This window comes from Pseudobacteroides cellulosolvens ATCC 35603 = DSM 2933 (assembly GCF_001262605.1).
Taxonomy (GTDB): Bacteria; Bacillota; Clostridia; order Acetivibrionales; family DSM-2933; genus Pseudobacteroides; species Pseudobacteroides cellulosolvens.
The window spans coordinates 5,707,071-5,730,341 of sequence record NZ_LGTC01000001.1; the positions used below are offsets into that span (position 1 = coordinate 5,707,071).

The 23,271-nt window shown below is 34.8% G+C and carries 21 protein-coding genes; all 21 read right to left on the minus strand.

Annotated features, from left to right (window positions below):
• Positions 1-30: 30 nt before the first annotated feature.
• The gene (locus Bccel_RS23670) at positions 31-222 is read right to left on the minus strand and encodes a helix-turn-helix transcriptional regulator (RefSeq protein ID WP_036935222.1); all 192 of its coding nucleotides are present in this window, start codon (positions 220-222) and stop codon (positions 31-33) included.
• A 2-nt stretch (positions 223-224) separates the two neighbouring features.
• Positions 225-443, minus strand: a complete 219-nt coding sequence (locus Bccel_RS23675) for a hypothetical protein (protein WP_036935219.1) — start codon at positions 441-443, stop codon at positions 225-227.
• 171 nt (positions 444-614) lie between these two features.
• Positions 615-1,094, minus strand: a complete 480-nt coding sequence (rlmH, locus tag Bccel_RS23680) for a 23S rRNA (pseudouridine(1915)-N(3))-methyltransferase RlmH (protein WP_036935216.1) — start codon at positions 1,092-1,094, stop codon at positions 615-617.
• Positions 1,091-1,882, minus strand: coding sequence for an MBL fold metallo-hydrolase (locus Bccel_RS23685; RefSeq protein WP_036935214.1), 792 nt, complete (start codon positions 1,880-1,882; stop codon positions 1,091-1,093). The genes rlmH and Bccel_RS23685 overlap by 4 nt, the downstream gene beginning before the upstream one ends.
• Before the next feature lie 173 nt (positions 1,883-2,055).
• Positions 2,056-3,321 (minus strand): UDP-N-acetylglucosamine 1-carboxyvinyltransferase, encoded by a 1,266-nt coding sequence (locus Bccel_RS23690; RefSeq protein ID WP_036935211.1) that lies wholly within the window; start codon positions 3,319-3,321, stop codon positions 2,056-2,058.
• Between the two features lie 299 nt (positions 3,322-3,620).
• Positions 3,621-4,448 carry a two-component system regulatory protein YycI gene (locus Bccel_RS23695; protein WP_036935208.1) on the minus strand — a complete coding sequence of 276 codons (828 nt, stop codon included), beginning with the start codon at positions 4,446-4,448 and terminating at the stop codon, positions 3,621-3,623.
• Between the two features lie 10 nt (positions 4,449-4,458).
• Positions 4,459-6,012 (minus strand): hypothetical protein, encoded by a 1,554-nt coding sequence (locus Bccel_RS23700; RefSeq protein ID WP_036935205.1) that lies wholly within the window; start codon positions 6,010-6,012, stop codon positions 4,459-4,461.
• Between the two features lie 24 nt (positions 6,013-6,036).
• A complete protein-coding gene (locus Bccel_RS23705) occupies positions 6,037-6,597 on the minus strand; it encodes a hypothetical protein (protein ID WP_036935202.1) in 561 nt (186 codons plus the stop codon).
• A 260-nt stretch (positions 6,598-6,857) separates the two neighbouring features.
• The gene (locus Bccel_RS23710) at positions 6,858-8,711 is read right to left on the minus strand and encodes an ATP-binding protein (RefSeq protein WP_036935199.1); all 1,854 of its coding nucleotides are present in this window, start codon (positions 8,709-8,711) and stop codon (positions 6,858-6,860) included.
• 1 nt (position 8,712) lies between these two features.
• Entirely contained in the window at positions 8,713-9,411 is a 699-nt protein-coding gene (locus tag Bccel_RS23715) for a response regulator (RefSeq protein ID WP_036935196.1), read from the minus strand.
• 512 nt (positions 9,412-9,923) lie between these two features.
• Entirely contained in the window at positions 9,924-11,792 is a 1,869-nt protein-coding gene (locus tag Bccel_RS23720) for a polysaccharide biosynthesis protein (RefSeq protein WP_036935193.1), read from the minus strand.
• A 47-nt stretch (positions 11,793-11,839) separates the two neighbouring features.
• On the minus strand, positions 11,840-12,445 hold the full coding sequence (locus Bccel_RS23725) for a sugar transferase (protein WP_036935191.1): 606 nt from the start codon (positions 12,443-12,445) through the stop codon (positions 11,840-11,842).
• Positions 12,446-12,595: 150 nt separating this feature from the next.
• Entirely contained in the window at positions 12,596-13,768 is a 1,173-nt protein-coding gene (locus Bccel_RS23730) for a glycosyltransferase family 4 protein (RefSeq protein ID WP_036935186.1), read from the minus strand.
• 100 nt (positions 13,769-13,868) lie between these two features.
• Complete coding sequence (asnB, locus tag Bccel_RS23735; protein ID WP_036935182.1) at positions 13,869-15,743, minus strand: asparagine synthase (glutamine-hydrolyzing); 1,875 nt, start codon at positions 15,741-15,743, stop codon at positions 13,869-13,871.
• A gap of 57 nt (positions 15,744-15,800) precedes the next feature.
• Positions 15,801-16,943, minus strand: a complete 1,143-nt coding sequence (locus tag Bccel_RS23740) for a glycosyltransferase (RefSeq protein WP_036935179.1) — start codon at positions 16,941-16,943, stop codon at positions 15,801-15,803.
• A gap of 28 nt (positions 16,944-16,971) precedes the next feature.
• On the minus strand, positions 16,972-18,012 hold the full coding sequence (locus Bccel_RS23745; RefSeq protein ID WP_036935168.1) for a CgeB family protein: 1,041 nt from the start codon (positions 18,010-18,012) through the stop codon (positions 16,972-16,974).
• Between the two features lie 49 nt (positions 18,013-18,061).
• Complete coding sequence (locus Bccel_RS23750; protein ID WP_050753780.1) at positions 18,062-18,946, minus strand: glycosyltransferase family 2 protein; 885 nt, start codon at positions 18,944-18,946, stop codon at positions 18,062-18,064.
• Entirely contained in the window at positions 18,918-19,829 is a 912-nt protein-coding gene (locus tag Bccel_RS23755; protein ID WP_081926720.1) for a glycosyltransferase family 2 protein, read from the minus strand. Before Bccel_RS23755 ends, Bccel_RS23750 begins: the two co-directional genes overlap by 29 nt.
• Positions 19,830-19,833: 4 nt before the next feature.
• Positions 19,834-20,493 (minus strand): class I SAM-dependent methyltransferase, encoded by a 660-nt coding sequence (locus Bccel_RS23760; RefSeq protein ID WP_152966081.1) that lies wholly within the window; start codon positions 20,491-20,493, stop codon positions 19,834-19,836.
• A gap of 2 nt (positions 20,494-20,495) precedes the next feature.
• Positions 20,496-21,776: a flippase gene (locus Bccel_RS23765; protein ID WP_036935163.1), complete on the minus strand. Its 1,281-nt coding sequence runs from the start codon at positions 21,774-21,776 to the stop codon at positions 20,496-20,498.
• 43 nt (positions 21,777-21,819) lie between these two features.
• Positions 21,820-23,268, minus strand: coding sequence for a dockerin type I domain-containing protein (locus Bccel_RS23770; RefSeq protein WP_050753782.1), 1,449 nt, complete (start codon positions 23,266-23,268; stop codon positions 21,820-21,822).
• Between the last annotated feature and the right edge of the window lie 3 nt (positions 23,269-23,271).

A 23,271-nucleotide genomic window follows, 5' to 3' on the forward strand; every position in this document is an offset into this window, starting at 1 on the left:
AACCTTTGTATCAATTGTATATATGCTGATTTACTCTAATACAAATAACTCTTCAACAGGAACACATAAAAACCTTGCCATTTTAATTGCCAATTCAAGTGTAGGGTTATATTTATTATTTTCAATAGCATTGATTGTTTGTCTAGTTACAGAAAGTTTTAGGGCTAATTCTTCTTGTGTTAAATTTGCTGCTTTTCTATACACTTTAACTTTATTTCTCATGTTCATTCGCCTAATTTTCTTTTAAAATATTTGTCAAAAAATACAAGGATTATATTCTGAAGAGCCAGTAAAACTAAGGGAATACTATAAGCATTCTTCTTTATTGCTATGTCGACAATAGTCCATACTGCCAAAAAAGCAACAGTAAACCAATATGCTATCTTAAGACTTTTTAAAGCAATATATTGCTCCATTTCATCGAGTTCTTTAACAATCTTCATTTACATTACCTCTTTTCAAAAATGTCAAATAGTTTTTACATTCATTACACTATAATATTACCAAATCAACCCAACAATGTCAAAAGGTTTTTACATTTTTATTTAAATTAATACCTACGAATTTATTATTCTTGCTTAATAATGTTCACATGTTAATATTACTGCCTTATTCTATTTGTGATACGTCTCACCTTTTATAATCTTAAAACACCTGAATAACTGCTCTAACAATATCAGCCTTGCCAGTTGGTGGGGAAATGTGAGCTCCGACAGGCATAGCCTGTAGTTAGCAGTCTTTACAAGCTCATCATCCAGGCCTAATGATCCGCCAATAATAAACGACATTGTAGATACGCCTGAAATAAAAAAAGCTTCCAACTTTTTGGCAAAGCGAACTGAATCCGGCTTTTCTCCATTCAAGTCAAGAACTACGACAAATGAACCTTCTTTTATTCTCTTTTTAATTTTTTCTGCTTCCTTTTTTTTAATTTGTACTTCCTGGGCAGGGCTTATGTTGTCAGGTGCTTGTTCATCCTCAACCTCAATTATTTCCAGATCACAAAACCTTGAAAGCCTTTTACTGTATTCTGCGATACCTTCCTTGAGGTATTTTTCCTTAAGCCTGCCCACTGCAATAATGCTTATTTTCACAGCTCTATTACCTTTCCCACCCGGTCTCTTAACGCTACACTCAGCTCAATATCCTCACCCGGGCATATTTGATTTTCACTCAGAACATTGTATACCGTCTGGTATGCAAGCTCCGGAAAATTGTTTTCCCTGCTAAGATGCCCAAGGAGAAATTTTTTGGTGCCCTTCTTTGCCATATAGGCTATAACTTTGCCTGCCATTTCGTTGGATAAATGGCCGTTATCCCCTAATATTCGTTTCTTAAGGCTCCAAGGATATGGGCCTACTTTGAGCATCTCCACATCATGGTTTGATTCTAAGAGTATGAGATCGCTTGAATCAAAGTGCTCTAAAAGCTTTTTGTTTATATGTCCTATATCTGTTGCAGTAGTAATTTTTCTATTGTCCGCCGTAAAGTTAAACCCAACAGGATCAGAGGCATCATGAGGGATACTGAAGGTATTTACACATATGTCCCCTATTACAAGCTCCTCACCTGTATTGAAAAATCTTTTATTCTCAACCTTTACAGGACCTATACTGTGCTCCATTGAACCCCACGTGCTTACATTGGCATATATAGGCACATCAAGCTTTCTGGATATAATTCCTGCACTTCTTATATGGTCGGAGTGTTCATGAGAAATTAAAACAGCACTTATATCCGAAGGGTTTTCCCCAATGGAACAAAGTGCTTCAATTATTCTTTTTCCGCTAATGCCTGCATCTATTAATATTTTTGTCCTATCTGTACCAACAAATAAGCAGTTGCCACTACTGCCGCTAAATAAGCTGCAGAATCTTATCATTTGTAAACTCCTCGCATCACTATTACTCTTAGGCATGACCCAAAAATAACTTCCGCTATAGATTTCGCTCTTGTGTTGACTTAACTCGTCAACACCCAGGATGCATGGCAAGCAGTTTAGCGAAGCTAAACGACCAGCCGCGTAGAAAGCGGAAGTAATTTTTCATTCATGCCTTATTCAGGTTCACTTACCCTAATTATATCAGCACCCAAGCTTCTAAGCTTTATATCAAATTTCTCATAACCTCTATCGATAAGTCTTATGTTATGTACTTCCGTAACACCTTGCGCAGTAAGTGCAGCTATTACCATTGCCGCTCCGCCTCTTAAATCAGTTGCTTTAACTGGTGCTCCTGTCAAGGATTCCGGCCCTTCAACAAGTGCCATCCTTCCTTCAACCTTTATTTTTGCCCCCATTCTTTTAAGTTCATCCACATACTGAAAACGAGAATCCCAAACCCCTTCGGTAACTGTGCTGGTACCATCTGCCAGACACAAAAGAATAGTGGCTAAAGGATGCAAATCTGTAGGGAAGCCTGGATATGGCAATGTCTTTATGTTGGCTTTAGTTATATGATCAGTGCCCTGAACCCTTATCCAATCCTCACCCTCAATGACTTTTACATTCATTTCTATTAGTTTGGCAGTAAGAGATTCAACATGCTTTGGTATTATGTTTTTAACAACAACATCACCTTTAGTGGCTGCACCTGCAACCATAAAGGTTCCTGCTTCAATCATATCAGGTATGATTGAATGAGTCAGTCCGCCGCTTAAAACTTCTACTCCCTTTATCTTTATTACATCTGTTCCTGCACCTTTAACATTTGCTCCCATGGCATTTAAAAAGTTTGCAACGTCTACAACATAAGGCTCTTTCGCTGCGTTTTCTATTATAGTGGTGCCTTCAGCCTTAACTGCTGCAAGCATAAGGTTAATTGTAGCTCCAAGGCTTACTACGTCAAGATATATCTGTGCTCCTACCAGCTTATCTGCGTAAACCTTTACGATACCATGCTCTATAACAACATTAGCACCTAAAGCTTCAAAACCTTTTATATGTTGGTCTATAGGCCTAAATCCGAAATCACAACCTCCCGGCAGTGCAACTTCCGCCTTTTTAAACCTTCCTAAAAGAGCCCCAATTAGATAATATGATGCTCTAATACTTTTTACCATTTCATATGGTGCCGAATAACAACTCAAATACTGTGTATTCACGCTTATAGAATTCTCATCATCAAATTTAACTTCTGCACCAAGCTTTGAAATAATATCAATTAAAACTCTGACATCACTGATATCAGGTATATTTTCTATTTTACAAGGGCCATCCACCAGCAATGCTGCTGGAATAATAGCTACTGCAGCGTTTTTGGCACCGCTTATGTTAACCTCTCCATTTAATGCCCTTTGACTTCGAATAACGAACTTATCCAAAACCATCCCTCAACTTTCAATAAACAAAATTAAAATTACCCGGTAAAATTGATTTACTAAACTATGCACTTTATAATCTATATATTTTTTACACATACAGCTGCAGCTTTTATAGCACAGCCCGGTATGCATCCACTTATACCCAAGTTTTAAAAACAACTCACTTCGTTTAATATTGTACTAAACAACACGTTTCAATTATAGCACTTATAAAAATATTTTACAAAACAAAATATAAAATTTTGTGCAGTTATATCTATCCACTTGATCCCCCATCCTTTAACAGGGAAATATTATCTTCAATCTGGCTTCAACTTTTGACCTGTAAATGCACTATAAAACTTCTCACTTTCGTCACTAAGCTTAACACGCCACGAAAGCACATCAGTAAAACCTATTCCACCATCTGAGTAGTTGCCATAGCCTATGTCTATATCATTAATATTAACATTCTTAACATCTGTCATCTTAAGCAACACCTGGTATGCATCAATAGTTTTTTGCTTAACATTCATTTTAACGCCTCTAACATTCTTGTATTTAAACTCTAAGCTCAAAATACCCGTTGCTCCAATTTCAGCTTTTATGTAATTATTGTAAAATATGTAATCCTCATATACCTGCTTGTATTCAATCCTATATATGTTACCTTCCAGCTCATTTTCTCTGTCCAATTTAAAGTCCTTGTAGGGGACGCCCATTTTGTCAAAGACGTCTTCCAAAAGCTGCTTCGCCTGTTCCATCCCATCGATCTTCTTTTCTTTGCCGGGACTTTTATCTTTAAAATAAAAGTAGTTATTATCGAACTTCAGATGTTTTGTACCCTCCCTGATTTCCTTACCATCCTCCATATTGTCTCTTTCATTAGGGCCTAACAGAACATCGGAAATTTTCTGCCTGTCTTCAAAATACGGCCCATAGATTACTGTAGCAGCTTTTGCAGAGTGTGGTATTTCACAATTCAAACTAATTCCCCTGCTTGTCAAAACAGCTAAGGTATTAGAGCTCATTTCATCAGAAAGAATACTTCCTCCACCAGAAAAGGATACATAATTATTATAAAGCAGTATACAGTTTAGAACTATAAAAAGTACAAGCAAAATATTTTTTGCTTTTGACCAATCCATACGGCCTCCTTTATTTTGGGTTCATCTTTTCTGTAAATGACTCTACTTTTACAGGTAATGACTTTTCTTTATCAGGTTCTATCAGCCATAATGGCTCAAGCACCTTTGTCCCTTCCTCCGAGCGAACCTCATAACATGAATAAATATTTTTTATGGATTTAATATCAGGTCTAGTCTTGGATAAGTTATCCATTACATCGGTAAATACCAAATTATATGTCTTATCTCCTATTGGAGTAAACTCTTTTATTATCCAATAGCAGTTTAATACCCTTTTACCGGTAGCTTCAATTTCTATTGCACTATTTAATATTCTTTTACCCTTATCATTTATTGCAAAATTGAAGAATACAGGTACGTTATTCAACCGGTAATCAAATGTAAATTTATACTTGTCATTTTTCTCTTCAAAGCTTGATAGATATATTTCAATATCAGAAAACTCATTATTTTTGTCATCATTCTTAGGCTTAACAATCAGGTGTAGCTTTGATCCTATAAACTCGGTAATCTTCTCGAAAGCATCCTCAAGCTTACCCTTGTTGTCATTTTCCTCAGCCTGGAGGTAGTGATATTCCAAAAGTCCATTGCTGTGCACCTTATAAGTGTTACCTACATTCTTAAATGTGGCCATTGTAGCTGTACCATTTAAATCAACAGATGACAAAAAGCTTTCTGCATCATTTCCTAAAATCTTTTCAGCCAACTTTTTCTGCTTATCAGAAAGGCTGGTATTTTCATCTTTAACTATAAATTCACCCGGCGAAGCACATGTGTAGTTTCTAAATAAACTGAACTCACCCATCTGGGGAACCAAAAAAAGCATATCCTTTGGAATTGTAATCCCACTATTGCTGTTAATGCCGCTTATTTTGCCTGTCAAAAGACTGTAACTTGAATCAGGCGAATGCGTGCCTAAATCATCCATCATTCGACGATACCAATCTTTTCCCATGCCAGTTCTATCCTTAAATCCCCGATTGTATTCAAATACTTTTTTGCTCGCCTCGTCTATAATTTCAATAGTGCATGAATCCTTCTCATTTAAAAGATTAGGAATTATAATTACCTTTTTTATGCTGGATATCTCTTTGTTTACAATATTAACACCTGAAAAATCAAGTAACCACGGAAGCATTCTTGAATTGATGTTTGTGCTAAATTCAAATGTTATAGAGGGTTCTGCCATAAATTTTAATGTAGTATCTTCCTTAAGCGGTATTACTCTATCGTATTTAATTTCGCCCTTTGTTAGAATATCTGCAAGATAAAGCTTCATATCTGCATAGAGCTTGGGAAAATCTTCATCCTCTTTGTCAACCAGCCAATTATTTGAATAAATATCTTTTGATACAATAACTCTGGAAGGCAAGAACAAATTTTCCTTAAATTCAATCAAATCTCTTTGTGCAGCTATGTTCTTCTTATTGAAAAACTCACTAAAAAAATAATGAGGAGCCCCGTATTTTTTAAAACTCCACAGGATTCCTACTTGTATTACACTTGTAAATATCAATATTAATAATATAAAAAATTTAAATCTTTCCCATTTAGCCAGGTTCATAAAAACCCCAAATTTCATTTTAGTTTATTTGAATATCCCTTTGAAAAAGTCTGTTATTTTTATAATGCCGTTTTTAATCTTTTCAGTAATATCGTCTTTCTTTACTGAAACTGAGTAATCAGTAATCTGAAGGTTTTCGCCGCGAATAAGATGAAATTTTCCTGAACTTTTCTTGTAGGCAGCAATCCTTATTTTGTTAACACCGTCTTTAGGAAATTCTATTTCCTTTATTAAAACTCCAAACCTTCCAAGCTCCCATTTTGTATCGCCTTCAGAATCAGGAAAATCTATGTACGTATTTGTTTCTTCATCATACCTCAGTAACCTAACAACTATACTTTCAGGTTCCTTATCCTTTGAAACACCGCAAATTACATAAGACTTTTCTCCCTCGACTTTTTCTTTCTCAGGAGTCGTTATAGTAACTAGAAACTGTTTGGCCGTTGGTTTGGTATCCTTGCTGTAAATTATTTCATCATCAATTACATCATCAGAACCATCCATTTGGTAGGAAAATGAAACAGTTGATAGCATTAAGACCGACACAATAAAAATTGTCAAAAAACTACAAATTCTTTTATACATTGTACAACACCTCAAAATGATTAAACATAAAATCAAATTATTTTTTATAAACTTCTATATATATGACTCTAAATTAATTATACTACATTTTATGTTACAAATCTATTACATTGAATTTAAAATTAAATTACAACCGCATAGAAAGCGTAAGTAATTTTTCATTCATGCCTTAGTCATGATCAAAAATAACTTACGCTATAAATTTCGCTCATGTGTTGACTTAACTCGTCAACACCCGCGTAGAAAGCGTAAGTAATTTTTCATTCATGCCTTACCTCATATAGCATCTTTAAGTTAACAACAACCACAGTACCAGCACCAAGTTCACTCGAAATTGAAATAGTACCTCCATGAGCTTCTACAATTTCCTTTGCGATTGCCAATCCAAGGCCTGTACCGCCCATCTCCCTTGAACGTGCCTTATCAACCCTGTAAAATCTTTCAAACACCCTCTTAAGATCCTCCTGCGATATACCAATTCCTGTGTCAGCTACCTTTATAAATGCCATGTTTTCATTTACCCCCACACTTACTGTTATAATTCCTTTCGCGGGAGTGTACTTTATAGCATTACTTATTATGTTAATCACTACTTGCTCTATACGGTCTCTGTCGGCATACAATTCTCCAGGATCTTCCTCAACAAAAAACTCCAGTGATTGCTCCTTGTTTTTTGCATCGATGGACATTTTATTTACACAATTCTTTACAATTTCTATCAATTTGATATTTTTCATGTTCCAGTGCACTTTTTGGTTATCGAGACTTGACAATTGAAGCAGATCTTTAACAAGTCTTGTCATTCTGTCTGCCTCTGAATTAATTACACCCAGGAATTTCTCAGCTATCTCACCATTTTTATATTCACCGTCTAAAAGAGTTTCTGCATAGCTCTTTATAGATGTAAGAGGCGTTCTTAGCTCGTGAGAAACATTCGCAACAAATTCCTTCCGCATTTCTTCAAGTCTTTGCTGCTCTGTAATATCCTGAAGCACAATAATAATCCCCTCTGCTTTGTTTTCCTCATCGGTAAACAAAGCAAAGTAGATTTTTATAATTTTGTTCATGGTTCTTATATTGGTTTCCCTAGTCGTAGATGACTCTGCTTCAAGAAGACCCTCTATACTTATATCCAGTGAATAGCTCTTTGCAAACTCGTAAAATGTAAAGCTTGCATCCTTTATACCCAGCATCCTTAAAGAAGCCGGATTGGAATGTATTACTTCACCTGACATATTAAATGCAATAACACCATCTGCCATATATTTTAAAATAGTCTCTATCTTGCTTTTTTCGCTGGATATACCAATTATCTTCTGTTTTAACTCTTTAGCCATAAAGTTAAATGTCTTTGTCAACTTTCCAATCTCATCGTCGGATTTTACATCAACCAGTTGGTCAAAATCTCCTCCAGCAACCTTTTGTGCCTTATGCATTACTTTTATAATCGGAATGGTAATGGTTTTTGAAAGAAGATATCCGATAAGCAACGAAAGAATTATTGCTATTATTGAACTTTTTAAGAGATCAATATTGAGATTATCAATAGTATTACCCAAATCCTGCCTGTAATACCTAAAATATAGTATATAATTACCATTAGTCCAGGCATAGTCATAAAAAGCAGTCCCATCACCTGTATGCATCAAAATTTCCTTGTCACCTGTCTCACCAGATAACGCAGTGACAAAATTCTTTGATTTGAGCAAATCCTCCAGATAGGCACTTCTTCTATTATTGTCCTTGTACCTAGAATCATAAAAAACAATATCCTCTGGTTCCAGATTATCGCTATCAACAATAGCATAAGTTCTGTCTTCCCCAGCATAGAAAATGAGAATTGCACTATTTCTATTGACAAGATCCTCTGTAACTTGCTCTTTCCCTGCACTTGGGTTGTTTTTATACTCCCATTTGTTCAATCCTGATTCTATGCTTGTCTTAAAACTCTGGAAATAAGTAGATTCTATTGAGTCAATTAAAAATAGCCACATTATAATCATAAGGGCTAAAGTTATTGATATAAAGATTGAAACCAACTTCCACTGCAGGCTTCGTGAAAATCTCCAAAAAAACCTCTTTATAAACTTCCAACGCAACTCCCGAAAATGCATCTTATCCTACCTTTTTGAAGAAGTAACCTACTCCTCTTTTTGTTATTATATACTCAGGCTCACTTGGGTTCTTCTCCAGCTTTTCTCTTATTCTTCTTACAGTTACATCAACTGTGCGCACATCCCCATAATATTCATAACCCCAGACCTTTTCCAAAAGAACTTCCCTGGAAAATACCTGACCTTGGGAAATGGCCAGAAACTTAACAAGTTCAAATTCTCTTAAAGTTAGTTCTACCGTATTATTGTCATTTTTAATCTCATAACGTTCAAAATCAATAACAAGGTTGCCTACCTTCATAACACCATCAGCACCCGAAGATGGTGCTTCCGAGAGAGCAGTTCTTCTGATATTGGCCTTTACCCTTGCCATTAACTCTCTTGGGCTGAATGGCTTTGTGATATAATCATCAGCCCCCAGCTCAAGACCCAATACTTTGTCCACTTCCTCTTCCTTAGCTGTAAGCATTAATATAGGTGTGGAAAGACTTTGCCTAATCTTGCGACATACTGTAAATCCGTCCATTTTTGGCAGCATAATATCTAGAAGAACCAAATCCGGCTTTTGATTTAATGCCAGCTCCAACCCTTGTTCTCCATCATGTGCTTCTATTGTATCGAATCCCTCCTTATTAAGGTTAAACTTCAAGATGTCAACAATATTTTTCTCATCTTCCACTATCAATATTTTTTTATTCACAAAACACACTCCTAACAGAAAATGATAATATATATAATTAATTGTGCATTATTCTTAATACATTATAACATTTATAAGCAAAAATAAAATCACAAATTTATGGTTTATAAATTTTAATAATTTCCATTGATAAATTTCCATAATATGTTATAATTAGAATCAAGTAGGTTGTCCCTGTTTGATTTGAATATATAGAAAATAACGTTAAATGTATTATTAAATTAAAATCAACATTATCTTACATTGATTTTAATTTAATATTTATTTCAGTTCATTTTACATTTATGCTGTTATTCTGAAATAAAGTCAGTTGATTTATCAAGTCAATTAAAGGAGGCTATTATTTCATGTCAAAAGAACTCATATATTCGGTGATTGCCCGTATGCACGTCCGTCTTAACAAGCTCATTGAAACCAACAACTTCGATCTACAGAGCTACTCCGTCCAACATTACAGCAGAAGGCTTGATAGAGTTCTAACCTTCTATAACAGAAAAGTATAAAGTTCTATGCTATTGAGCTTTTTTATAAGTAGGAACAATCATTTGAACATATTCCATGACTTCATTGGCATCAGTCATTATTATCTCCTTCAGGCGATCTAGCTCACGCTTTAACAATACTAAATCGGTAAAAACAGGTTTTGCTACAAATATTTTTTTATTAGCTGTGGATTTAAGACCCTCTTCATCCATTAGAAGCTCCTCATATAATTTTTCACCGGGTCTTAATCCTGAAATTTCTATTTTTATATCCTCATCAGGCTCGAAACCTGATAGCTTTATCAGGTTTCTGGCTAAGTCATATATCTTAACCGGATTTCCCATGTCAAGCACGAATATTTCCCCTCCCTTTGCCATAGCACCGGCCTGAATAACCAGCTGCACAGCTTCAGGAATGGTCATGAAAAACCTTGTTACCTCAGGATGAGTAACCGTAACAGGTCCTCCCTGTTCAATTTGCTTTTTAAATAAAGGGATAACACTGCCGTTGCTTCCTAAAACGTTACCGAATCTTACCGCTACAAACTCAGTTTTGCTCTGTGTATTTATTGCCTGAATTATCATTTCAGCAATTCTTTTTGTAGCACCCATTATATTTGTCGGGTTTACAGCTTTGTCTGTTGAAATAAGCACAAACTTTTTCGCACCATACCTGTCCGCACACTCAGCTACATTCATGGTACCGAAAACATTGTTCTTTATAGCCTCCGTAGGGTTTGCTTCCATTAAAGGCACATGTTTGTGTGCTGCTGCATGGAATACAACATTAGGTCTATATTTTTTAAATATACTTTCTATTCTGTGTTTTTCCCTTATGTTGGCGATAATGGTTACCAAATTTAGCTCAGGGTGATTATATATAAGCTCATTTTGAATATCATATGCATTATTTTCATAATTATCTAATATAATCAGCTGCTTTGGTTTAAATGATGCTATCTGCCTGCATAATTCCGATCCGATTGATCCGCCTCCGCCCGTAACAATAATGACCTGCCCTTCTATATAGGATGTTATTGTTTCAATGTCCAGATTAACCGGTTCTCTTCCAAGAAGGTCCTCTATGTTAACATCCCTTATCTTTTGTATCATAACCGTTTCGTCAATGAGCTGTGCCATTGATGGAAGAATCTTTACCTTACAATCCGTCTTTGAGCATTCATTATATATCTCGTTTATTACCTGGTTAGAGGCACCCGGTATGGTAATAATAACCTCATCAATCTTTTTGCGTATTATTATATCCAATATATCTTTATTTTGACCTATTATTGGTACCCCATTTATTTCCTTGCCGATTTTATAGGGATCTTCATCTATTATTGCAACAGGCACACTGTTTAATTCAGTATGTCGTCTAAGTTCCCTTATAAGTACGGCACCGAGATTTCCACCGCCTGCAATTAATACCCTTTTTGAATTTTTCAATTGGATCTTTTCGCCTTTTACAATCCTTCTGAATACCCTATAGGCAAACCTTGTACCACCAAGCATAAAGATGTCAACCAAAAAACAAATGGCAAAAATACTTGCAGGTATAGTTACCTTAAATATAAATATATCCTTTTCAACAAATATACGCTCTACAAAAACCAAACACTGCATAATAACATTTCCAATAAATGCAGCCTTTACTATATTTAACATCTCATATATTCCTGCATATCTCCAAAGGCTGCTGTAAAGCTTGAACAATCCATTTGACAAAACCTTTATGAGAGTTGCAGCAATAAATATATATACTATATTCTTTTTTACTTCAGGAGGCATACTGTTCAAATCACCGTCAAACCTTAGCAAATATGAAAACAGTATGGCAATATTTATTAGAAATATATCTAAAAGCACCAGAAGCTTCGATCTAATTTTTCTTCTCATATCATTGTCCCCCATACTTATATTTGTAACAGACAAACTCAAGAGACTTAAACGTTAATGTGCTCTTTCTCTTTAACTTCTTCCTGCTTACCCTCTACAACACCTTTTGACAAAAGTACACTGGTAAATGTCTTTAGGATTATTTTAACATCCAGAAACAATGACATTTTTTCAACATAATACCTATCATATTCAACCTTAACAGGTATTGGAAGCTCATCTCTGCCATTAATCTGTGCCCATCCTGTTATTCCCGGCCTGATACTATTTGCCTTCACATTGTCCCTGAGTTCTACAAGGTCATATTGGTTATATAACGCTGGCCTGGGACCTACAAAGCTCATCTCGCCCTTTAATATGTTAAAGAGCTGCGGCAGCTCGTCAAGGCTTGTTTTCCTTAAAAACTTACCTACAGGAGTTATAAAAGCATCCGGCTTATCCAAAAGATGGGTAGGCACATCCTTAGGTGTATCAACGTACATACTCCTGAATTTGTATATGTCAAACTCCTTTTTATCCTTACCAATTCGCCGTTGACTGAATATTACAGGACCTTTGGATGTAAACTTCACTATAAGAGCTAAAACCAATAGTATCGGTGACAGCACTACAATAGCTGCTATAGAAAATAAAAAGTCAAAAATTCTCTTCATTTGCCTCACTCTTTCTAAAAAATGCCTTAAATCTTTAATATATTTATCGGTGTGCATATATACCAAGTATATAAAACAGTTGTTAGTAAATCAACCCTTAAATATAGAATAACCGCTGTCAATTAAAGTATAATCAAAAAATAATTTCCGTTATAATTTTTGCTCACTTACGAGTTTTTGAATTATTTCCCGTTGGCGGATGAGAACCTTTTTCTCATCAAACTCCTCTAATGCCTTCTTCCTTGCGTTAACCCCCATCCTTGTCCTTTCATCGGGATTATCAATTAAAAATTTTATTTTTTCTGCCAATGCATTATAATCTGCTACTGGAACCAAAAAGCCGGTATTACCTTCATCAACCTCTTCCCTGCAGCCCCTTATATCAGTAGCTACAGCAGGCTTGCACATACACATGGCCTCTATAAGGGATCTTGGCATCCCTTCCCTGTAAGACGGAAGTGTAAATATGTCTGTAATAGCAAGAAGCTCCGGAATATCAGATCTTGATCCTGCAAATATAACTTTTCCCTTTAGGTTGTTTTCACTTATAAAGTTGTCAAGATCAGCTTTTATCCCATCCCTGTCCGATTCAAGGGTACTGCCGATTGCAAGAAACTTAACATTGCCATAAATTTCAGTGATCTCTTTTGCTGCTCTCACCCATTCCATATAACCCTTTTCTCTGACAACCCTTCCAAGTATTGTCACAACAACATCATCCTTTTGGATTCCCAGTTCAATTTTAAGGTTTTCTACAGCAATGCTGTCTTTTAAACGGGCAGGATCAAACCGCTCAACATCCACTCCATTGCCGATTGTAAGAATTTTAGATTTATCAATGATCTTTTTTTCAATGGCAGTCTTGCAGTCTTCGCTGCTCTGAGTAAATATATAGTCGGAAAGCCATCCCCCGAGCTTTTCCACGCCGATAAATATGTTCTTTTTAATTGGGCTCATATTGTCATGGAAATAAAAGCCATGGGCCGTATATATGATTATAGGCACCCTTGCCAGCTTTGCAGCTATTCTGCCTAGAATTCCAGCCACGGGTGTGTGAACATGTACTATTTGAAATCTACCAGCTTTCATGTATTTATAAAGCTGCCATACAGTTCTTAAATTCCTCACAGGGCTTATCTTGCGGTCAATATTTATGTTGTCAATTTTATAGCCTTTAGCCTTAAGCTTATCGGAAATATCATCTCTGGTACAAACCGTAGTCACATCATAATTCTTGCTCATCTCCTCAATAAGCGGCATCAGCAGCTTTTCAACTGTAAACCCAACCGCACATATCTGGAGCATTTTAAGCTTATTATCCATTTAATTTCCAACCTTACTAATTATTTATTAATTGAATTTACTGCAAAATGACAGCAAAATTCACGTAAATGTTAATTTGTTATTGTAGTAAATCAATTTCTCAATTAAAATATTTCCTATACCAATTTTGGAAAACAAACAAAGCCCAAAGAGGATATGCATTATTAACCCTTTCAGCAAAGTGGTCTTCCAGAAGATTTGCAATATATTCATACTCGAATAATCCCTGCTCTAAAATAAACTCCTTTGAAAGGAGCTCTATAAGCATACCTTTAAGAGGGCCCTTAAACCATTCTCCAATAGGAACAGCAAAGCCCCTCTTGGATTTACCCAGAATTTCATGCGGAATCAAATCCTTAAAGGTATCCTTAAGAATAAACTTTTGATTCCTCCCTCTTATTTTAAAATCCGACGGCATACTAAAAGCCAGCTCAATAACATTTTTATCAAGCATGGGAACCCTGGTTTCAATGGAATTTAACATGCTCATCCTGTCAACCTTGACAAGCATATCCCCTTCAAGCACAATCTTAAAGTCTGTATAAAGTGTTCTTGTAAGTTCATCAAATTCCAAATTTCTGTTATATGTCTTTTCAATTATATCATATGATTCACTGGAAATATTTCCAGCTTTTAAAAGTTTCCCAAGTCTAGTGCCATTAAACCCCAGAAACATAAGCTCTCTGCGTTTTTCAAACATATCCTTTTCAGAGCTTTCAATAACCTTCCTGACTTTTCTTGAAATAGAGCTCCTATCCGGCATCTTGTATACAAATGGCTCAATCAAGCTCTTTCTGAGGACCCTGGGCACTTTATTATACATGTCGCTATAATAATTTACCATGTATTTACTATAGCCTGCAAAAAGCTCATCTCCTGCGTCCCCTGTCAATACCACCTTGACATGCTGGCCTGCAAACTTTGATACAAAATAGGTAGGTATGGATGACGAATCTGCAAAGGGCTCATCAAAGGTTTCCAATATGTTTTCCAGCTCCTCCACAGCATGGGTGTAATCAAGAATGTGTACATGATGGTTTGTTTTGTTATTTTGGGAAACTATTTGTGCCCTGTCGCTTTCATCGAATTCCTTAAGCTTAAACCCTATGGTGAATGTTTCAACAGGCCTTGAAGAAAGCTTTGACATTATTCCTACCATTATGGAGGAATCAATTCCCCCGCTTAAAAATGCACCCAAAGGCACATCACTAATCATCTTTTGCTCTACAGAAGTAAACAAGGCCTCCCTAAGCCTTCTTTTACACTCATCATAGCTGTAAATTGTATTTACTTCCTGGCTGTCAATATTCCAGTACCTTTCAATTCTTAAGCTGCCTTCCTTATAAATAATAAAGGAACCTGCTTCTAGCTTGTATATGTTTTCAAATATGGTAAGAGGTGCGGGAATATAGGTTAACGAAAAATACTGATTTAATGCTGTTTTATTTATTTCCTTTTTTATATCAAAAGCTTTGATTATGCTTTTAAGCTCTGAAGCAAATACAAATCTCTCATTGTCCCTGTAATAGTATAGAGGCTTTTCACCAGCCCTGTCCCTTGCTATAAATATTTCCCTGCTTAAAAGATCGTAGATAGCAAAGGCAAACATTCCGTTAAGTTTATCCAGGCACTTTGTACCATATTCCTCATATGAATGGAGTATAACCTCGGTATCGCTTTTAGTCTTAAACTTGTGCCCCTTATTGATAAGGTCATCTCGAAGTCCTTTAAAATTGTATATCTCTCCGTTAAACACAATTACCTTTGTACCATCTTCATTATAGATAGGCTGTTTTCCTGTACACAGGTCAATAATGGCAAGCCGTCTCATTCCAAGTGCCACTTTGTCATCGGCATATATACCGTCACTGTCGGGTCCGCGGTAAATGATAAGGGAATTCATTTTATTTATGATGTTTATATTTTCATCAGCAGAGGCTTTTTTTTTCAGTACAAATCCATTTATTCCACACATTGTTTACTCCCTTTTTATACAAAAAAATACTTAAATAATGTATTTTTTGAAATGCCCTTAACTCATTAGTCTTAAATAAATATCTTCTACGGATTTTATATATTTATTGATACAAAATTCATTTTCAATATGCTGTTTTGCAGCCAATCCCAACCTATTAAGCTCGTTCTTGTCACTTTTAACCTTATTCATAATTTCAAAAAATGCAGCATAGTCCTGTGGCTTTACCAGATAGCCTGTCTCCCGATCCTTCACAACCTCAGACAACGACCCGACATCAAACACAAGTGCGGGCTTTCCAATTGACATTGCCTCAAGTATCACCATAGGCAAACCTTCAACAATTGACGGAAGTATAAATAGGTCAAAATGAATCAAATACTTATAAATATCATCTTGATGCCCTAAAAATAGTATCTTTTCAGCTAACATACTTTCTCCCACTATTTTTTCGAGCTCTTCTCTTTGGTCTCCATCACCTACTATGACTATTTTTGCTCCATCTAAAATCTCTTTTCTCTCAGAAAGCTTTTGAAGAAAAGAAATTAAACCCTTTCTATATGCCAAACAGCCGATAAAGCCAAATATAAACTCATTTCCCTGCCGGATTTTTGCTTCACTCATGTCAATCTTTTCCGGATCAATAATTTCAATAGCATTTGACAATACCCTAATATTTGACTTATCTATATAGCTTCCATATTTAGTATAATGTTCCAGAACCTTTTGTCCACACATCAAATTTATTGAATAGGAATTTCTGATAACCCTGTCAACTCCTCTGACCCATGTTTTTCTCATAAGCCATTCACTACATTCATGAATATGTGAAATAATCTTTAGTTTTCGTAAAAAAAGCTTTTTTACAACAAGTGCAAACATTGATGCTCTAAAGCCATGGGCGTGAACAATATCTATCCTGTTTAAGATACAAACTTTCTTAAACTCAATAAGGTTCTTAATATTTATTTTGTTTACATTAATATGAACTGTATTAATACCTTCAGCTTTATATTTCTCAATTAATGTTCCACCGTTACAGATCATGACCACATTAAATTTATTCCGGTCAACATTCAAACATATCTGTTCAGCTACCTTTTCAGCACCACTGAACTTATCAGTTGGCAATACATGCAGTATATTTAACACATAATCAGTACCTTTCGTTACAGATTCCAAACTTATATAAATCTTCACAGTTGGTATCCTTAATTGTAATTTAAGATTAAGTTTCTATTCCCGCTATATCCAATATTTCTTTTATTCTATCAGTATACTTATGATTATTAAATACCTTATTATGTCCTATCTCGGCAATTATTTCCCTTTCATTGGGGTTATTTAAATAATACCTCAGTTTTTTAGCTAGATCCTCATAGTTTTTAAAAGTTACCACTGCATCACTAAAATTATCTTTTATATAATCATTTTCATCAACAATATGAAAAGCTCCACTGCCAAGTGTTTCATAAACCCTTGGATTGCACCCGAAGTTTGATTGATTGTGATGAATATTTAATGTGATTTTTGATCCTGAATTAAGCTTATTTATCTCTGAAGGCTCTATATTCCTGTCCATGAAGTATTTCCTATATCCTAATAAATAGTATCGTATATATCTTAAAGGATATCTCCACACCAGATAATGTCCGTAAAACTTCATTTTTATGTCCTTGAATTCCTTGATTAAACGAAGCATTATCTTTTCTCTTACAGGATATATCAATCCTGTCATAAAAAGGTCGATATCTTTAACTGCATTTTTTTCAGGATAATATATTGTTTCGTCATAGGCCATTGGCATAAAGTATGCCTTAACGCCTTCCTTTTCAAAATTGACTACATCAGTATACTCAAACATAAATCTGAAATCATAATTAAGAATGCTTTTGTACGTGTAAAATTTTTTACCGTAGCGATTAAAAATAGAGTCCATCATCCACAATATTGTTTTTGATTTTTTCATAGCCATAAGAGTACTTTCCATAACCTTATGCCCCTTTATTACAAATACTAATCCCGGCTTGAACTCATTATATTCTTTTAGCATAACTGAATTTATATAGTTATCATACTTTGTAGCAAAGTGTTTTACCCCAATAAGAGGCAAAAGCCCATACAAAAATCTGTTTTTATATGTAATAGGATGATAACTTTCATAAAAATCCACTACCTTGGTTTCCCAGCCCAGCTTTTTAAAGGCTTTTTCAACACTTTGATTATAACCGTGAAAATATGGGCCAATAATTAGTACCTTTTTCTCCATTTCAACCTGCCTCTTCTTATATATCAAATTTCATAGTAATGATACCGTATCAGCATCTGTTTTTCAAATTAATTACCGCAAATATAAGTCCCTTCACAAAAAGCTTTTTATTAATCTTTAAAACCTGATATAGCTTTTCCATTGCATTATTATTCTTGAGCCTGTATAGTCTTTGAAACATCCCATAGGTGATTAAATCCTGCAATTGTTTTATTTTTTCTCCACTCATATTTTCGGACCCATAATCTGCTTCAGTCTTTTCCAGGACCTTAAGCTCACCAATAAGCATCAATCTTTTATTATGGGATGTGTTTGAGCCATGCCAACGTACATAACATACACTCTGTTCCATATATGCAAATTTTCGGCCTTTAAGGCTTAGCTTCAGCCAATAATCCCAATCCTCTGCAGTATTGAGACTTTCATCAAAATAAATATCGTCTCTCCTGCTGACTACTGCATTGATAGTTATAAAATTCCACTTTATAAGTTCATGAGAAATATCACCAATAAGTTCTTTAGGTTTAATTAATACAAAATCTCCCGGATGCTCTTTAAATTGCTTGGAAACACCATAAACAGCAAAAATTTCAGGATGCAAATTTAAAAAATCCACCTGCATTTTAATTTTTTCCTTATCAAGCAAATCATCAGAGTCCAAAAATTGCAAAAACTCACCTTGAGCTGCTCTTATGCCGTTATTTCTAGCAGCTGAGCGCTCACTGTTAGCCTGATATATATATTTAATAACACCTTCCTTTATAAAGGGCATCATTATTTCTTTTGTATTATCTGTTGAGCCGTCATCTACTACTATTATTTCTATATCTTTATAGCTCTGGGTAAGACATGAGTTGACAGCTTCCTTAATATATGCTCCCTGATTATAGGTAGGTATTATAATACTAACCAATCCTTTTGTATATTCCTTCATAGCCCTTTTTATATTTCATCCCATCTATAAATGCCTTTATGGCATTTTTGTTAATTTTTCCTTTTAATACGCCAATCATGGAGTTGTAAGCCATTCTCAGCATTCTCCTTGATATAAACAACTTATATGTCAACCATGGAGCATTTCGCTTAACAAATATGATATTATTTCTGATCATATAATACTCTTTTATTCCAGAAATTTTATCAATTGTACTTGACCCCTTATGGTATATTTCGCTATTACAAATGCATTTGACTTTATATCCGGCCCTCCAGGCCCTAAGGCACCATTCATTTTCTTCGTAGAATAAAAAATAAACTTCCGGTATTAAGCCCACATTCTCTAAAAGTTTTCTCCTGGCAACAAGACAAGAACCGCTTATATAATCGACTTCCAAATCCTCAGTAACCTGGGAAGAGTAAGCACCAGTATTAATCTGGTACACATTGCCTCTTGATAAATGCAAAATGGAACCTGTTGATTGTATTTTTGTCCGATCGGAATATTCGCAAACCTTTGATCCTGCAATACCAATGGTTTTATCACTCTCCATCTTGCTGATAATAGGTTCGAGGAACGATTGCTCCACAACCACATCATTATTAATTATGCAAATATAGTCTGCATTGTTATCCATAGCATGTTTTATACCTATGTTATTGCCTCCGGCATAACCCAGATTCTCCTTTGTTTTTATAAAAATAACATCGGGAAATTTGCCGGTAAGAACCTCTTCCGAACCGTCTGTTGAGGCATTATCCACCACTATGACTTTATAATTCTTATATGAAATTTGTTCCAGGCTTTTGATACATTCAATTGTATCTTTTAACCCATTATAGTTTAGTACAATAATAAAAACCAATGGATTATTATTCATCTTTTCAATTTTCCTTTTTATATTTTGCAAGGCATATATATTGAATTACCAAAAACTCTTCCAGTTTTCTAAACGTAAGTCTGTTTAAGAGGGCCTTCTTACCTATTTTTAGTTCTGGAAATGTCTCAACTCTCTCAATATCGTAGTCCTTGCTCAATAATTCCATAATATTTTTTTTACAGAAAAACCTTAAATGAGTTTTATCCATAATTCCAGCTTCCTCGTACCTGAAATCCCCCTTTAGGAAGATAGTCTTCATTGTACTGAACTCCCTAATATTGGGCACACTGGTAACAATATACCCGCTTTTACTCAAGTACCTTTTTACCTTTTTAAGAACCTCCCAAGGATTAACAAGATGCTCCAAGACATCTGCCATAATTATTATATCAAAATAATTCTCAGGAAATTCAAGCTCCATTGTTTCTATATTTCCAACAATTGTTTTATCCAATAAAGCTTCATTATGTCTAATGGTATGGGGGTTTATCTCAATACCCACAACCTCTGAAGCTATTCCGGTTTTCTTTAATTCGATTAGTGTTGCACCACAACCACAGCCTATTTCCAGAATCTTATGGCCTGTACCTGGTATCATGCATATTATATCGTTACGAACATGTGCGTAATAACTTTTATCTTTGCTATCATAAAGATTCGCCATCGTCAACTCCTAAACAATGAATATTTTGGATGCTTTAGCTCTAAAACTATATATAAACCAACAGTAATATACAATTCTGTAATTAAAACCGATACTGCAGTTCCATAACTTGAAAACATATTAACCAATACTAAATTCAAAATTATATTTAATACTGACCCTGTAAACAACACAGATGTATAACTCTTTTTAAAGTCATATGCAAGCATGGTCTGATATGCAGGAATGTTTGAGACAACAATAAAAGGAACAAAACTCAATATCTTGAGAATCACCTCTGACTCAATCACTTGTTCCCCAGCCATCAATCTTATTATTAGTCCCGAGAAGACCAGCAGAATCAAACATCCGCTTAAGAACACAATGACCGCCGGTATAAATACTTTCCTGTAAAAATCTTTTAATTTCTCTTTTGACTCTAATGCCTTACTGCATACATAGGGATAAATAGCTTGAAAAATTACACTTGCCAAGCTTCTAACCGCTGTAATAATTTTTTCTGCCATGGAATAATATCCCACAACAGTATCATTAGTAAAAGCCCTCAAAATAAGTGTATTTGAGTTAATGTACATGTTTACAGAAAAAGTGGAAATAAAAATGTACCACCCCTCCAAGAAATACCCCTTTAACACTGAAAACCTCGGTATCATATACTTTACTCTAAAATTAACAACCACAATCCATACACTTACTATACCTATTATTATTGATGCTATCGAGTTTAATAGTACAACTTTAAAATAGTCATTTTCAACCTTAATAACTATAAAAATTAAAACTGTAAATGCTAGCCTGGAGAAAAAGTTAAAATATGTTATATACTTCATTCTTTCTATCCCCTGAAAGAACCAAACCGGGAAAAAAGCATTGCCAATTAAACCTATAAAAGCAATATAATAAATGGTTTGATAATCTCTAAATGCTGTTATTACGTTTATCAATATTACCATAATAATCAAACTAACTGCCAATAGACCGCACTTTATTGTCATTACAGAGCTAAAAATTTCCGATACTTTATTTTTATCATCCCTATTTACCGATATATTCTTGGTCGCCGATAGATTGAACCCGTAATCTACCAGCAATTGAAAATACGAAAACGTTGCCGTTTGTATTGCAATTATCCCAAACTTCTCTGCCCCGATGACCCTTAATAAATAGGGCATGGTAATTATCGGAAACAAGTAATTCAAAATCTGCAAAACAGCTAATGAAAAGAAATTTGAAATCAGCCGTTTGCCAGAGCCTGAAATATTTTTTATCGAACTTATCTGCATTTATTACTTCTCCAGTCAAATTCTATGAGGCCTATAATCATTCTTAAAGCTCTATATATGAAAGATCATTTTCAGTAAAATAGTCTTCGGAACATTTATTAAAATGCTTGGCTATAATCAAAAAATCTTCTATATTTATTACACCATTCCTGTCTAAATCACATCTATAATTTTCCGAACCTTCAAATGTATTAAATAAACTGGCAATTTCTATAACATCCATCATATTAATGGCATTATCCTGAACTATATCCCCTGGGCAAATTTTAATAGGTGCTTCTTTAGTACTAAGCTGTGTATCTTTACTAACTGAAAGTATGTCAATTGTTCTTTTTAAATAACTTTCCTTTGAAATAACAAGTGTCCTGCTCGCTACGGAAACAGGTACATTGTATATCTCAAAATATCCGTTTTCCCTTGTTTTAACCCACACATTCAGTTCAGGTATTTCTACTTTAAATCCCTCATTTGTATGCTCTGGTCCATTAATTGATCCTGCAACATCACTCTTCACATAACCACAAATCTTAATTCCATCATTGGAAGGAGTAACAGAAGGATTTTGATTTTCATAGTCATCATAATATATTCTACTTTTATAATCCCCGTTTATTTCTTCACCATTAAAATAAGTTATATTAAGGCCAGTGCTATTTAGATGCTTCCAAACTCCAACTGTTTCATCCCCGTTGCTAAGAACCCATAAATAGTATCCCGCCTGCTGGCTGTCAAAATTCAATGTTAACCATGAGTTATCCTGAAAATTCACAAATGCTTTGGATGCTATCGGTTCAGAATTTATAGTGGTATAATAATCGGAACTCCATTTATACAATTTTAATGTTAAGTTTCCGATTGCATTATTCCAACTCGGACAAAACACCTCAACACTCTTGAATTTATCAGTCGCAAATATCTTAGAAGCTGCCGTATTTTTCCCACCTGTTAATTCTACCGGGGTAAATGTACTATTTGGGTCATATAAGTCTGTTGCCTTTGTAGTGAAATATATCCTTGCCTTGTATTCACCCTCTGTTTCTTTACCGTTTAAGTATGCGGTATTATTGCCTAAATTACCATTCTTTCTCCATACACCCACAATTTCAGTTGGATTACTTAATTCCCATAAATATTCTCCGGAATTCTGAGTTGATAATTTCAACGATAACCATTCATTATCCTTGAAATCAATAAAATACTTTACTTCTATTGGTGCAGAGTTTATAGTTGTGCTATAATCTTTATTCCATCTGTAAAGCTTTAACGTCAAATTTCCTGTATTATTGCTCCAACTGGGACATTGAACCTCAATACAATTAAAATCCTTATATGAAGTAAACTTTTGGCTTGCTGTATCAGAACCTGTAAGTTGTAGAGCGGTTTCTTCAAAATCATCGTTGTATAACAAATATGGTGCATCTGCATATGCCAAATTTACTATAATTATTGTAAATAGCATGCCTAATAACATTATCTTAATACACTTTTTCATTAT

Excerpts from the sequence above, each read along its gene's own strand:
- Bccel_RS23760 (WP_152966081.1), bottom strand. The coding sequence starts at position 20,493 with ATGGCGAATCTTTATGATAGCAAAGATAAAAGTTATTACGCACATGTT.
- Bccel_RS23675 (WP_036935219.1), bottom strand. The coding sequence starts at position 443 with ATGAAGATTGTTAAAGAACTCGATGAAATGGAGCAATATATTGCTTTA.
- Bccel_RS23710 (WP_036935199.1), bottom strand. The coding sequence starts at position 8,711 with ATGCATTTTCGGGAGTTGCGTTGGAAGTTTATAAAGAGGTTTTTTTGG.
- Bccel_RS23770 (WP_050753782.1), bottom strand. The coding sequence starts at position 23,268 with ATGAAAAAGTGTATTAAGATAATGTTATTAGGCATGCTATTTACAATA.
- Bccel_RS23705 (WP_036935202.1), bottom strand. The coding sequence starts at position 6,597 with ATGTATAAAAGAATTTGTAGTTTTTTGACAATTTTTATTGTGTCGGTC.
- Bccel_RS23725 (WP_036935191.1), bottom strand. The coding sequence starts at position 12,445 with ATGAAGAGAATTTTTGACTTTTTATTTTCTATAGCAGCTATTGTAGTG.
- Bccel_RS23700 (WP_036935205.1), bottom strand. The coding sequence starts at position 6,012 with ATGAACCTGGCTAAATGGGAAAGATTTAAATTTTTTATATTATTAATA.
- Bccel_RS23685 (WP_036935214.1), bottom strand. The coding sequence starts at position 1,882 with ATGATAAGATTCTGCAGCTTATTTAGCGGCAGTAGTGGCAACTGCTTA.
- Bccel_RS23755 (WP_081926720.1), bottom strand. The coding sequence starts at position 19,829 with ATGAATAATAATCCATTGGTTTTTATTATTGTACTAAACTATAATGGG.
- Bccel_RS23750 (WP_050753780.1), bottom strand. The coding sequence starts at position 18,946 with ATGAAGGAATATACAAAAGGATTGGTTAGTATTATAATACCTACCTAT.
- asnB (WP_036935182.1), bottom strand. The coding sequence starts at position 15,743 with ATGTGTGGAATAAATGGATTTGTACTGAAAAAAAAAGCCTCTGCTGAT.
- Bccel_RS23670 (WP_036935222.1), bottom strand. The coding sequence starts at position 222 with ATGAGAAATAAAGTTAAAGTGTATAGAAAAGCAGCAAATTTAACACAA.
- Bccel_RS23765 (WP_036935163.1), bottom strand. The coding sequence starts at position 21,776 with ATGCAGATAAGTTCGATAAAAAATATTTCAGGCTCTGGCAAACGGCTG.
- Bccel_RS23720 (WP_036935193.1), bottom strand. The coding sequence starts at position 11,792 with ATGAGAAGAAAAATTAGATCGAAGCTTCTGGTGCTTTTAGATATATTT.
- Bccel_RS23745 (WP_036935168.1), bottom strand. The coding sequence starts at position 18,012 with ATGGAGAAAAAGGTACTAATTATTGGCCCATATTTTCACGGTTATAAT.
- Bccel_RS23730 (WP_036935186.1), bottom strand. The coding sequence starts at position 13,768 with ATGGATAATAAGCTTAAAATGCTCCAGATATGTGCGGTTGGGTTTACA.
- Bccel_RS23695 (WP_036935208.1), bottom strand. The coding sequence starts at position 4,448 with ATGGATTGGTCAAAAGCAAAAAATATTTTGCTTGTACTTTTTATAGTT.